This is a genomic window from Collinsella sp. AM23-17 (assembly GCF_003470945.1).
In the GTDB taxonomy this organism is placed as follows: Bacteria; Actinomycetota; Coriobacteriia; order Coriobacteriales; family Coriobacteriaceae; genus Collinsella; species Collinsella aerofaciens_O.
This window is the reverse complement of record NZ_QRHU01000032.1, coordinates 1-13,015: the sequence shown is the minus strand read 5'-3', so window position 1 is coordinate 13,015 and position 13,015 is coordinate 1. Positions and strand designations below refer to the sequence as shown.

12 protein-coding genes and 2 tRNA genes are annotated in these 13,015 nt (G+C 60.9%); 13 read left to right on the top strand and 1 reads right to left on the bottom strand.

The features are described 5' to 3' along the window. Positions 1–591: 591 nt before the first annotated feature. A tRNA-Val gene (locus DW645_RS09385) sits at positions 592–667 on the bottom strand. Positions 668–854: 187 nt separating this feature from the next. Here DW645_RS09385 and asnB point away from each other — a divergent pair. From asnB to lysS, 13 genes are all read left to right on the top strand, one after another. After that, a complete protein-coding gene (gene asnB, locus DW645_RS09380) occupies positions 855–2,735 on the top strand; it encodes an asparagine synthase (glutamine-hydrolyzing) (protein WP_118227318.1) in 1,881 nt (626 codons plus the stop codon). A 112-nt stretch (positions 2,736–2,847) separates the two neighbouring features. Continuing rightward, complete coding sequence (locus tag DW645_RS09375; protein WP_118227317.1) at positions 2,848–4,410, top strand: Mur ligase family protein; 1,563 nt, start codon at positions 2,848–2,850, stop codon at positions 4,408–4,410. Between the two features lie 107 nt (positions 4,411–4,517). Further along, complete coding sequence (locus DW645_RS09370) at positions 4,518–5,429, top strand: HAD family hydrolase (protein ID WP_099432110.1); 912 nt, start codon at positions 4,518–4,520, stop codon at positions 5,427–5,429. 51 nt (positions 5,430–5,480) lie between these two features. After that, positions 5,481–6,365 carry a glutamate racemase gene (gene murI, locus DW645_RS09365; protein ID WP_035137557.1) on the top strand — a complete coding sequence of 295 codons (885 nt, stop codon included), beginning with the start codon at positions 5,481–5,483 and terminating at the stop codon, positions 6,363–6,365. Positions 6,366–6,419: 54 nt separating this feature from the next. Next, on the top strand, positions 6,420–7,145 hold the full coding sequence (gene rph / locus DW645_RS09360; protein ID WP_117563804.1) for a ribonuclease PH: 726 nt from the start codon (positions 6,420–6,422) through the stop codon (positions 7,143–7,145). 143 nt (positions 7,146–7,288) lie between these two features. Next, entirely contained in the window at positions 7,289–7,930 is a 642-nt protein-coding gene (gene rdgB / locus DW645_RS09355) for an RdgB/HAM1 family non-canonical purine NTP pyrophosphatase (RefSeq protein WP_118227316.1), read from the top strand. A 3-nt stretch (positions 7,931–7,933) separates the two neighbouring features. Then, positions 7,934–8,380, top strand: coding sequence for a D-aminoacyl-tRNA deacylase (gene dtd, locus DW645_RS09350; RefSeq protein WP_117816907.1), 447 nt, complete (start codon positions 7,934–7,936; stop codon positions 8,378–8,380). Positions 8,381–8,494: 114 nt separating this feature from the next. Continuing rightward, complete coding sequence (locus DW645_RS09345) at positions 8,495–8,791, top strand: Veg family protein (protein WP_006234957.1); 297 nt, start codon at positions 8,495–8,497, stop codon at positions 8,789–8,791. Positions 8,792–8,793: 2 nt separating this feature from the next. After that, entirely contained in the window at positions 8,794–9,690 is an 897-nt protein-coding gene (gene ispE / locus DW645_RS09340; RefSeq protein ID WP_233540759.1) for a 4-(cytidine 5'-diphospho)-2-C-methyl-D-erythritol kinase, read from the top strand. A gap of 49 nt (positions 9,691–9,739) precedes the next feature. Further along, positions 9,740–9,816: transfer RNA gene (locus DW645_RS09335), tRNA-Pro, on the top strand. A gap of 112 nt (positions 9,817–9,928) precedes the next feature. Beyond that, on the top strand, positions 9,929–10,204 hold the full coding sequence (gene tatA, locus DW645_RS09330) for a twin-arginine translocase TatA/TatE family subunit (RefSeq protein ID WP_022094895.1): 276 nt from the start codon (positions 9,929–9,931) through the stop codon (positions 10,202–10,204). A 106-nt stretch (positions 10,205–10,310) separates the two neighbouring features. Continuing rightward, positions 10,311–10,781 (top strand): transcription elongation factor GreA, encoded by a 471-nt coding sequence (gene greA, locus DW645_RS09325; RefSeq protein ID WP_006234960.1) that lies wholly within the window; start codon positions 10,311–10,313, stop codon positions 10,779–10,781. Between the two features lie 79 nt (positions 10,782–10,860). Continuing rightward, the gene (lysS, locus tag DW645_RS09320; protein ID WP_118227315.1) at positions 10,861–12,825 is read left to right on the top strand and encodes a lysine--tRNA ligase; all 1,965 of its coding nucleotides are present in this window, start codon (positions 10,861–10,863) and stop codon (positions 12,823–12,825) included. Positions 12,826–13,015: the final 190 nt, after the last annotated feature.

The following is a 13,015-nucleotide window of genomic DNA, read 5'->3' as shown; positions in this document are numbered from 1 at the left end:
CTTGCAGCGACGGACCTCGGGACGCTCTTACACCACGTCTGCGCGCGCCACCTCGTAACTTAAGCAAATACTATCTTTTGATATGTTGTAAGCAAGGTAGCAGTACTCATTTTTGCCATTTTCTGGCCACGGCCTTTGTGACAGACGTGCTGGCGGGTTCGAATCCCATGCACTGGGCACAAAAAAGAAAGGCTCCCATCGCTGGGAGCCTTATCAGTCTAGTGGTGGGCGATGAGGGATGTCGCGTGCGGCTGACGCCGCCCGCTTTCGCTTCGGGCCTGCGGCCCTCGCGTGCTGCGCTGGAAAACGTTTCGCGTTTCCTCAGCTTCGCACCCTGTCGGGTTCGAATCCCCCCGCGATGGGCCCAAAAAAGAAAGGCCCCCATAGCTGGGAGCCTATCAAATCAGTGGTGGGCGATGAGGGATGTCGCGTGCGGCTGACGCCGCCCGCTTTCGCTTCGGGCCTGCGGCCCTCGCGTGCTGCGCTGGAAAACGCTTCGCGTTTCCTCAGCTTCGCACCCTGTCGGGTTCGAATCCCATGCGCTGGGCCCAAACAAAAACGGTCCCCTTGCGAGGACCGTTTCCAATTCAATGGTGGGCGATGAGGGATTCGAACCCCCAGCCTTGTGCGTGTAAAGCACCTGCGCTAACCGTTGCGCCAATCGCCCGTGCGGAGAGAGTATAGCAAAACAATCGCCTCATTCATCTCATATCCATTAAAGGTAACTGGCGCGTGTCGGCGCGGAGCTGATTCAGTTGAGATTGCCTGAACATTCCGCCCCTCTTTACGCCCTCGGGTATACTCAAAAGCTACTGATTCGATTTGATACCCAGCAACAGCAGAGGGGATAGTATATGTGCGGTTTTGTCGGTTTTGTCGGTGGGACGGATAACCAATCCGAGGTGCTCACCAAGATGATGGACCGCATCGTCCATCGTGGTCCCGACATGGGCGGCCAGTTTATCGACGGCCGCGTTGCCCTCGGCTTCCGCCGCCTGTCGATCCTCGACCTGACCGAGGCTGGCGCCCAACCTATGGCCAACGAGGACGGTAGCGTCGTCATTGTCTTCAACGGCGAGATCTACAACTTCCAAGAACTCCGTTCCGAGCTCGAGGCCAAGGGCTACAAGTTCCACTGCGGCGCCGACACCGAGAGCCTCCTGCACGGCTACGAGGAGTGGGGCGAGGCAGTACTCGATCGCTTGCGCGGTATGTACGCCTTCGTCATCTGGGACAAGAAGAAGAATAAGCTTTTTGGCGCCCGCGATATCTTTGGCATCAAGCCGCTCTACTACTATCCCATGGCCGATGCGGGCGACGGCGCTCCGGGCGTGCTCTTCGGTTCCGAGATCAAGAGCTTCCTGGACTACCCGCACTTCCACAAGGCGGTCAACAAAAAGGCCCTGCGTCCGTACATGACGCTGCAGTATTCGGCAACCGAGGAGACCTTCTTCGAGGGTGTCTACAAGCTGCCGCCGGCGCATTACTTTACCGTCGATATCCCGACCGGCAAGATGAACATCGAGCGCTACTGGGATTGCGATTACTCTGCCGTCGAGAAGCCGTTCGAGGAGTACGTCGACGAGCTGGATGAGGTCGTGCACGAGAGCGTCGAGGCCCATCGCATCGCTGACGTCAAGGTCGCGTCGTTCCTCTCCGGCGGCGTCGACTCCAGCTACATCGCCGCTTGCCTCATGCCCGACAAGACCTTCTCGGTGGGCTTCGATTACAAGAATTTCAACGAGACTAACTACGCCAAGGAGCTTTCCGATAAGCTCGGCGTCGAAAACGTTCGCAAGATGATTACCGCCGACGAGTTCTTCGGTGCGCTCGAGGACATCCAGTATTACATGGACGAGCCGCAGTCCAACCTGTCTTCCGTGCCGCTGTGGTTCTTGGCCGAGATGGCCCGCAAGGACGTCACCGTCGTGCTTTCGGGCGAAGGCGCCGACGAGCTCTTTGGCGGCTACGCCTACTACGAGGACACGGTCCCAGTCCGCAAGTACAAAAAGATGGTGCCGCTGCCCATCCGTCGCGCGCTCGGTAACCTGGCGTTGCATATGCCGTACTTCAAGGGACATAACTTCCTGGTCAAGGGTGCCGAGATCCCCGAGAAGTCGTTCCTGGGACAGGCTCTGGTATGGCCGGAGCGCGAGGTCGACGGCGTGCTCAAGCCCGAGTACAACACCGGCGATGGCGCCTTCGAGCTTGCCGCTCCCATCTATGCGCGCGTGAAGGGTCAGCCCGAGCTGGTCAAGAAGCAGTACCTGGACATGAACATGTGGCTCCCGGGCGACATTCTGCTCAAGGCCGACAAGATGTGCATGGCGCACTCGCTGGAGCTGCGCGTGCCCTTCCTGGACCGCAAAGTCATGGAGTTCGCCGAGCACATTCCCGACCGCTACCGCATCAACGAGAACGGCAACAAGCAAGTACTCCGCCACGCTGCCAACAAGTCGCTGCCCGATGAGTGGGCCACCCGTCCCAAGGTGGGCTTCCCGGTGCCGATTGTCTACTGGCTGCGCGAGCAAAAGTGGTACGACTATGTCAAGGAGTACTTCACCGCGCCGTGGGCAAGCGAGTTCTTCGATACCGACGAGCTCATGCACCTGCTCGATCTGCACTTTGCGGGCAAGGGCGATTTCCAGCGCAAGATCTATACGCCGCTCGTGTTCCTGGTGTGGTACAAGCGCTTCTTTATCGACGAGGACCAGCCCGCTGTTCAGGCTGCCTAGCCTCGGCTTACGAACGCCTGCGCGTAACGGCTCCTCCGGGAGCCGTTTTTGCGTGGGTGCGTTTCAGTTACTATAAAAACCGTCCCTGCCAAATGGCTGAGAAAGGTGAAAGATGCACCATTCGGATTCCGCGACCGTGACCACGGTCGATACGCTTGCCAAGCTTCTCGATGTGTGCGGTGAGCTGCGCGCATCAGAGCAGGTTGACGAGCGTGCCGTGACCGGCTGCTCGTTTGATTCGCGCGCGGTCTCGGTAGGTGACGTGTTCTTTTGCAAAGGTGCTGCCTTTAAGCCCGCGTTTTTGAGCATGGCGCTCGATGCGGGCGCCGTCGCATTTGTGTGCGAGGAGTCGCTGGTCGAGTCTCTGGAGCCGCTGGCGCAGGAGAGCGGTGCTGCGATGCTGGTTGTTGATAGCGTTCGCACGGCCATGGCCCTGTTGCCGCCGGAGGTCTACGACCGTCCCGACCACGACGTCAAGATCGTGGGCATCACCGGTACCAAGGGAAAGACCACGGCCGCTTTTATGCTCCAGTCGATTATCAAAGCGGCGGGCGAGTCCTGCGGCATGATCGGCTCGGTGAGTACCGACGATGGCATCGAGTGCTACGAGAGCACCAATACTACGCCCGAGGCCCCAGAGGTCTGGCGCCATATCGCCAACTGCCGCACGTCAGGTCGCCAGTCCATGGTCATGGAGGTCTCGAGCCAGGCGCTCAAGTACCAACGCGTCGAGAATCTGCCGTTTGACGTGGCGTGCTTCCTCAACATCGGCCGTGACCACATCTCGCCGATCGAACACCCCACGTTTGAGGATTATTTTGAGAGCAAACTCAGGATCTTTGACCAGGCAAAGACCGCCGTGGTGAATCTGGGCACCGAAGAGGTTGACCGTGTGTTGGAGGCAGCGTTGACGGCCGAGCGCTTGGTGACCGTTGGCGTCGAGCATCCCGAGGCAAGCCTGTGGGCGAGCGATGTGCGCATGGTCGGCTTTAACATCGAGTTTAACCTGCATGGCCTGTGTGCCGACGAGTCCGAGGCGGGGGAGAAGGTCCTGCTGGGCATCGCGGGCGACTTTAACGTGGAAAACGCGCTGGTCGCTATCGCCGCTGCGCACGAGATCGGCATCGGTATCGAGGCTATCAAGAAGGGCCTCTCCAAACTGCGTGTACCGGGCCGTATGGAGGTCGTGGAGTCGAAGGACGGCCGCGTGATCTGCGTCGTTGACTATGCGCACAACCAGCTTTCGTTCCGTTCGCTTTTCTCGTCGGTCAAGCGCGCGTTTCCCGCTAGTCCAGTCATTGCAGTGTTTGGCGCTGCCGGCGGCAAGGCGCAGGAGCGCCGCGAGCAGCTTCCGCGCGAGGCCGCACCATATTCCGACCTGATGATCTTTGCCAACGAGGACCCGGCTCACGAGGACCCGATGAAGGTCTGTCGCGAGCTTGCCGAGCATGTTCCCGACGATACGCCGAACAAGATCATCCTCGACCGCGAAGCCGCTGTGCATGCGGCGTTCAAAGCGGCGCGCGAGGAGTACGTCAACCCCGATGCTCCCACCATTGTCTTGCTGCTGGCAAAGGGTGACGAGGAGCTCATGCACGTGGGCGACGAGTTCGTGCCCATCGAGAGCGACCTTTCGCTGGCCAATCGCCTGATCGATGTTACCCAGTTTGACTAATGAACCATGATGGCGGCGGCGCCCTGAGTGCGCTGTCGCCATAAGCGTGTTCCCTCAATCAAAACATGCCGTCCAAGTCCAAACCCTTCTACGTAAACGGAGTAACCATGTCCCACAACACCCTGCCGACCGTTGCCGAGCTTTCGGGCGAGATGCGCGAGCGCTTGGCCAAGGTCAAGTACGTCTTTACCGACCTGGATGCCACGATGCTCGCGCCCGGCTCGTGCGTGCTGCGCGACAACGACGGTAACCCCTCGACCAAACTCGTCGAGGCCGTCGTGGCACTTGCCCGCGCTGGCATTCAGGTGGTTCCCACCTCGGGCCGCAACCGTACCATGATCCACGAGGACGCGCGCGTGCTCGGCCTCAACTCCTACATTGGTGAGATGGGCGGCCTGGTCATGTACGACCTCAAAGCCAACGATTGGGAGTATCTGACCGGCGACATGCCCTACGACCCATCTTGCGGTCTCACGCCGCACCAGGTGATCGAGCAGACTGGCGTGTGCGAGAAGATCCTCGCCCGCTGGCCGCACAAGATCGAGTATCACAACGACATGTCGACCGGCTACAAGTACCGCGAGGTTACCGTCGGCATGCGCGGCGACATCCCCGATGACGAGGCGCAGGCCATTCTCGACGAGGCCGGCTGTGGCCTGGTGTGGGCCTGTAACGGTCACCTGACGCATCTGTCCAAGCCGACGACGCTCGAGCTCGATCGCGTCGAGGACGGTCGCGCATTCAACATCAACCCCGCGGGCCTCAACAAGGGCGTTGCCATCGCACGTTTCTGCGAGCACCTGGGGATCGAGCGCGAGGAGACGCTCGCGCTCGGCGACTCCGAGTCCGACTTCTACATGGCCGATCACGTGGGCACGTTCTGCCTGGTCGAGAATGGCCTGACGAGCGCCGGCGCGCCCGAGTTCCTGGCTGCTTGCGAGAACGCTTTCGTTACGCGCGGCAAAATTGTCGACGGTTGGGCGGCGACGGCAGAGCTGCTGGTCGCGGCGCGTTCGTAGCGCGGCGTCGCCGCACTTGGACATGTCTTTTCGAGAGAGACTGGTGAGGTAATGTCCGATATCGAGAATCCGGCAGGCGACACGCGCCCGATTGGCGTGTTCGATTCTGGTTTGGGTGGTCTGACGGTTGCGCGCGCCATCGCGACGGCGCTGCCGCATGAGTCCGTCTACTACTTCGGCGACACCAAACGCTGCCCCTACGGCACGCGCACCGAGGATGAGGTGCGCTCGTTTGCGTTGCAGGCGGGCCGTTGGCTGTCGAAGCACGACGTCAAGATTATGGTCATCGCCTGCAACACGGCGACAGCTGCGGCCTTGCGTCTGGCCCAGCAGGTGCTCGACGTTCCCGTGATCGGCGTGATCGCGCCGGGTGCCCGTGCGGCAATCAACAGCACCCGCACGCGTCGCGTGGGCGTGCTCGCCACCAACCTCACCATTCGCTCGGGCGCTTACACGCGCGCCATTCAGGACCTAGATGCCGGCGTCGACGTATACGGCTGCCCCGCCTCGAGCTTTGTTGAGGTTGTCGAACACGAGCTCGCCTCGGGTGCGCATCTGCAAGAGCAGTGGCTCGAGAACGAGGACATCTTCGATACGCCTGCCGTGCGTGCGCTGGTGGGTGCCACGGTTGAGCCACTGCGCGACCACGGTATCGATACCGTGGTGCTCGGCTGTACGCATTTTCCGCTGTTGGTGGGACCTATCCGCCATGCGCTGGGGCCTGGGGTGCGCGTCGTGAGTTCCGCCGAGGAGACCACGCGCGAGCTGACCGATATTCTCACGCGCCGCGAGCAGCTGGCGGGCGACGCCGCCGAGCCGCAGCATCGTTTTGCCACGACGGCCGATAACATTGCCGAGTTTGCGGTGGCGGGCAGCTTTATCTTTGGTCAGCCGCTCAAGAGCATTGAGCATATCGATATCGATGAGCTGAAATAGATGTAAGGCCGCCGTCAGAGCCTTCGCCACACCTTTTGCCGAAAGGATTTTTCTATGGAGTACATGCAGGTCAACCGCGCCAACGGTCGCGCCGCCAACGAGTTGCGCCCCGTTAAGCTCACCCGTGGCGTCATGAAGCACGCCCACGGTTCGTGCCTGGCCGAGTTCGGCGACACGCGCGTGCTGTGCGCCGCCACTATCGAGGAGGGCGTGCCGGGCTGGCGAAAGGGAGCTAAGGCCGGCTGGGTGACCGCGGAATACGCCATGCTGCCGACGTCGACCGGCAAGCGCTGCAAGCGCGAGCACGCCAACCGCAAGGGCCGCTCCATGGAGATCGAGCGCCTCATTGGCCGCAGCCTGCGTACCGTCGTCAACATGAAGGCGCTCGGCGAGTACACCGTCACCGTCGACTGCGATGTGATTCAGGCCGATGGCGGCACGCGTACAGCGAGCATCACCGGCGCCTGGGTGGCGCTGCACGACGCCCTCGCCATGTGGGTCGAGGCGGGCAAGATCGAGCGCATCCCGCTTACCGGCCAGGTGGCTGCAATCTCCATGGGCGTTGTCGACGGCAATACGCTGCTTGACCTCGATTATTCCGAGGACAGCCATGCCGAAGTCGACATGAACCTCGTCGCCACCGACACCGGTGAGATGATCGAGCTCCAGGGCACTGGCGAGCAGGCGCCCTTTGACCGTAAGCGCCTCAACGCCCTGCTCGACTTGGGCGACAAAGGCATCGCCGAGCTCATCGAGCTTCAGCGCCAAGCCATCGCCTAACCTGCCAAAAAGGGACAGGTTTATTTTGGCAGGTTTTATCTGGGAAAACGTCGAAGTATAAGACTGCCGTTGATTGAGAGGGGAGAGGCGGAGGCCCTCGTCGCCCTCGGCGCGGCATTGCTATAGAGACAAGGAGACCACTCATGGCACTTGAGAAGATCGACATCGACACCCTCGACCCGGCGGCGACCATTGTCGTGGCAACGGGCAACGCCCATAAGCTCACCGAGATCGAGGCCATTTTGGGCAAGGTCATGCCCGAGGTGCGCTTTGTGGCGCTCGGCCAGCTGGGCGAATTTGAGGACCCCGAGGAAAACGGCACGACGTTTTTGGAGAACGCCATCATCAAGGCGCAGGCTGCCGTCGAAGAGACGGGGCTCATGGCCATTGCCGACGATTCGGGCCTGGTCGTCGACGCGCTGGACGGTGAGCCCGGTGTGTATAGCGCGCGCTACGCGGGCGTTCACGGCGACGATGCCGCCAACAATGCCAAGCTGCTCGTGAATCTGGAAGGCGTGGCAGACGAGGACCGCACCGCGCGCTTTATGAGCGTCGTTGCGCTCATCGACACGGACGGTTTGGTCACCTATGGTGAGGGCGCCTGCGAGGGCACTATCGCACACGAGGGCCGCGGCGATCACGGCTTTGGCTACGACCCGCTGTTCCTGCCGGTCGACACGCCGGGCAAGACCATGGCCGAGCTGACGGCGGACGAGAAGAACGCCATCAGCCATCGATTCCATGCGCTCGAGCACCTATCCGCCAAACTGACGGGCGAGGAGTAGGCCGTGCGCGCGGTGGTGCAGCGCGTGCTCAACGCCGGCGTGACGGTCGACGGCGAGTGCGTGGGTCGCATTGGACGCGGCTACCTGGTGCTGCTGGGTGTGGGCCATGGCGATACGCGTGCCGAGGCCGACAAGCTGTGGGGCAAGCTCCGCGGGCTGCGTATCAACGAGGACGAGAACGGCAAGACCAATCTGGCGCTTGCCGATGTCGACGGCGAGATGCTCGTGGTGTCGCAGTTCACGCTGTTCGCTGACTGCCGCCACGGTCGCCGTCCGTCGTTTACCGATGCAGGCGCGCCCGATGTTGCCAACGAGCTCTACGAGTACTTCCTGACGCTCGTTCGTCAAGATGTCGAACACGTGGCGCATGGCATCTTTGGCGCCGATATGAAAGTCGACCTCGTCAACGACGGCCCATTCACCATCGTCCTCGATACCGACAATCTGTAAGTAGCCAAATTAGCTACTTGCGCGTGGTCGCAACAGGGTGCTATAGTATTAGAGTTTTGTCTATCTTAGGGGTATTATCCCCTTTTTGAATTGCACCTTCTGGAGGCCCTGTTCATGGAAGAGATGGAAGTCAATCACGTCGACGACATCCACGAGAAGCTGACCGATATGGTGGGCGATCGCGTCAAGGTGAAGGCCAACATGGGCCGCACCCGCGTCGTCGAGCGCATGGGCACCATCAAGAGCGTCCACCCCGCCGTCTTTATCGTCGAGGTTGACGAACGTCGCGGCCGCAAGTCGCGTCAGTCCTACCAGTATATCGATGTCCTCACCGGGCAGGTCGAGCTGTTCGACCCCGAGAGCGGTGAGCACATTTTTACCCCGCTCGGCAATCAGCTCGAGGAGCACTAACGGTGACCGATCGGTCCCTGACTCTTTCCGCGCCGGCAAAGATTAACCTCTACCTGGGGGTTCATACCGAGCGCGATGACCGCGGCTACCACAGGGTCGATTCCCTGATGGCAGCCGTCGGTCTTTCCGATTCCGTGACGGTCGCGCCGGCGCAGGCGCTGACCGTCCAGACGGTTCCGGCATCAGATTTTCCCATGCAAAAGAATACGGCGTATCGGGCTGCGGTTGCTATGGCCGAGCATTATGGTTGCGAGGCAAACATCTGCGTGACGATTGAGAAGCGCATTCCATTGTGCGCCGGCTTGGGCGGCCCCTCGACGGACGCGGCCGCGGTCATTGTCGCCTTGGCGGAGCTCTGGGGAATTGATCGCACCGACCCCGCGCTCGACGACATTGCGCGGGGTATTGGTGCTGACGTCCCGTTCTTTTTGCACGCGAGCCCTGCGTTCTACGTAGGTGGGGGAGACGTGCTGGCAACTGAGTATCCCGCGCTGCCCGCAACGCCCGTCGTGTTGGTCAAGCCGCGCGAGGCAAGCGTTTCGACAATTGAAGCCTATCGACGTTTTGACGAGGCTCCGGTGCCTGCAGACAAGCCCGGCGCGATAGCTTCTGCCTTGCATGCTGGTGATGCCGAGACGGCATATGCGCTCATCCATAACAACCTGGGTGTCATTTCCGCACAGATGGAGCCGCAGATACAAACGGTTCTCGATTGGCTGCGTAAACAAGACGGCACCGTTGCTGTAGATGTGTGCGGATCGGGCGCCTGCTCGTTTGCCATTTGCGACACCGCCGCCACGGCCGAAAGGCTTGCCGACGCTGCCCAGCAAAACGGCTGGTGGGCCTGCGCGACGGAGCTCATTCCCAACACGGTTCGCATCGAAGTGCCAAAGAAGTAAAAATTTCTCTAGCACACGACGGAAATCTTTGTTACTATAGTCGAGCTAACGGGTTGTGGCTCAGTTTGGTAGAGCACTGCGTTCGGGACGCAGGGGTCGCTGGTTCAAATCCAGTCAACCCGACCAGAGCATGAGGAGGGACCGCTTCTTGCGGTCCCTTTTTTTAGCTATTGTTGTGATACCGCGATACCCGCGGTATACTCATTCGAGCTTGTCTCGCTGTATTGTGGAGGTCTACATGTTTGGACTGAGGGCTCCTGAGCTCATCATTATTCTCGTCGTTGTCCTGATTATCTTCGGGCCCAAGAACTTGCCGAAGCTCGGCAAGTCCCTCGGCTCTACCGTCAAGAATATCCGCGAGGGTATGGAAGGCGACGATAAGGCCGAGACCAAGCAGGCCGAGGAGGTCGTGGTCGAGCAGTCCGAGGAGGACAAGGAGATCGCTGAGCTCGAGGCCAAGCTCGCTGCTGCCAAGAAGAAGCAGGCAGAGGACAGCGACGCGGACGCAGAGTAGTCCCATCCCTTTGGGGTGAGCACCTGACCGGCTTGCCCGCAGGCTAGCCGGTCTTTTTCGTTTTGTTGACAGTTGATTGTTTGATCAGAGTTGGGGAGATATCCGTATGGACGCAAGCCAGATCGTACTGACCGCTGAGGGCCGCCAGAAGCTCGTCGAGGAGCTCGCTTGGCGTGAGGGCGATTACGCCAAGGAGATCGTCGAGGACATCAAGGAAGCCCGCGCGTTCGGCGACCTTTCGGAGAACTCCGAGTACGACGCCGCTAAGGACAAGCAGGCCCAGAACGCCGCTCGTATTGCCGAGATCCAGGCCATCCTTGCCAACGCTCAGGTTGCTGCCACCACAGGTGATCTGACCGTCTCCATCGGTTCCACCGTTTCTCTGATTGATCCCAACGGTGAGGTCATGGAAGTCACGCTCGTCGGTACCACCGAGACCAACTCGCTCGAGCACAAGATTTCCAACGAGTCTCCGGTCGGCCACGCCATCATCGGTCACGGCGAGGGCGACTCCGTCGAGGTCGTTACGCCTTCCGGCAAGACCCGCGTCTACACCATCGCCAAGATTGCACGCTAGACCACGGTCCCGCGTAAAGGTATGTTTTCGCTCCCTGGGACCGAATCCTGGGGAGCGTTTTAGTTTGAGGAGTTAACTTATGGCAGAGAACCAGAACGCCGCAGATCAGGCATCGACGCTCAACGACGAGCGCGCCACCCGCCTGGCCAAGCGCGCCGCCCTGTTCGAGGCGGGCCAGAACCCCTATCCCGAGCACTCTGAGCTTGAGGACTACGTTGCCGATATCGAGGCTAAGTATGCCGAGCTTGCCGATGGCGAGGACACCGAGGACGTCGTGAAGATCGCCGGCCGTGTGGTCGCCAAGCGCGGTCAGGGCAAGATTATGTTCATCGTCGTGCGCGATGCGACTGCCGAGATTCAGCTGTTCTGCCGCATCAATGACATGGACGAGACCGCTTGGAACACGCTCAAGGCCCTCGACCTTGGCGATATCCTGGGCGTGACCGGCGTGGTCGTGCGCACCCAGCGCGGCCAGCTTTCCGTTGCCCCTAAGAGTGCGACCCTGCTTGCCAAGGCCGTTCGTCCGCTGCCCGAGAAGTTCCACGGCCTCTCCGACAAGGAGACCCGCTATCGCCAGCGCTATGTCGACCTGATCGCCAACGACGACGTTCGCGAGACCTTCCGTAAGCGTTCGCAGATTCTCTCCACCTTCCGTCGTTTTATGGAGTCCGACGGCTACATGGAGGTCGAGACCCCCATCTTGCAGACCATCCAGGGCGGCGCTACGGCTAAGCCGTTCATCACGCACTTCAACGCGCTCGATCAGGAGTGCTACCTGCGTATTGCCACCGAGCTGCACCTCAAGCGCTGCATCGTCGGCGGTTTTGAGCGCGTGTTCGAGATCGGCCGTATCTTCCGTAACGAGGGCATGGACCTTACCCACAACCCCGAGTTCACCACGATGGAGGCCTACCGTGCCTTCTCCGACCTCGAGGGCATGAAGGCGCTCGCCCAGGGTGTCATCAAGGCGGCTAACAAGGCCATCGGCAACCCCGAGGTTATCGAGTACCAGGGCCAGACCATCGACCTTTCTGGTGAGTGGGCCAGCCGTCCCATGACCGACATCGTCTCCGACGTGCTCGGCAAGCAGGTCACCATCGACACGCCGGTCGAGGAGCTTGCTGCCGCCGCGCGCGAGAAGGGCCTGGAGATTAAGCCCGAGTGGACTGCTGGCAAGATCATCGCCGAGATTTACGATGAGCTGGGCGAGGACACCATCGTCAACCCCACCTTCGTGTGCGATTACCCCATCGAGGTCAGCCCGCTTGCCAAGCGCTTTGAGGACGATCCGCGCCTGACGCATCGCTTTGAGCTGGTTATCGCCGGTCACGAGTACGCCAACGCGTTCTCCGAGCTCAACGACCCGGTCGACCAGGCCGAGCGCTTTGCCGCCCAGATGGCCGAGAAGGCTGGCGGCGACGACGAGGCCATGGAGTACGACGAGGACTACGTGCGCGCCCTCGAGTACGGTATGCCTCCTGCGGGCGGCATCGGCATCGGTATCGACCGCGTGGTCATGCTGCTCACCAACCAGGCTTCCATCCGCGACGTGCTACTGTTCCCGCACATGAAGCCCGAGAAGGGTTTCCAGTCCGGTGCCGCTGCCGCCAAGGCTGCCGAGGCCGGCAACGCCGCGAGCCCCTTCGTCAAGCCGCTCAAGCCCACGGTTGATTATTCCAAGATTGCCGTCGAGCCGCTGTTTGAGGAGTTCGTCGACTTTGATACCTTCTCCAAGAGCGACTTCCGCGCCGTGAAGGTCAAGGCATGCGAGGCCGTCAAGAAGTCCAAGAAGCTGCTGAACTTTACGCTCGACGACGGCACCGGCACCGACCGTACCATCCTCTCCGGCATTCACGGTTATTATGAGCCCGAGGACCTGGTCGGCAAGACCTTGCTCGCCATCACTAATCTGCCGCCGCGCAAGATGATGGGCATTCCCAGCTGCGGCATGCTCATCAGCGCTATCCACGAGGAGGATGGTGAGGAGCGTCTCAACCTGATCCAGCTCGACGCCTCCATCCCCGCCGGCGCAAAGATGTACTAACTAGTTACGCGGTTCTACGAACCGCGTAACGGCTCGACGCTGCGCGGGCCGCATTTGGACAATCTGACGCTCAACTTCAAGGGCGCGACCAGAAGGTCAGCGCCCTTTCGTTTCACGTCACCTTGTCTCAAATGCGACCCGCTCGCTCATATGACCCAATCCACTGTCAAGGGCCACAATGGCCCCGCCG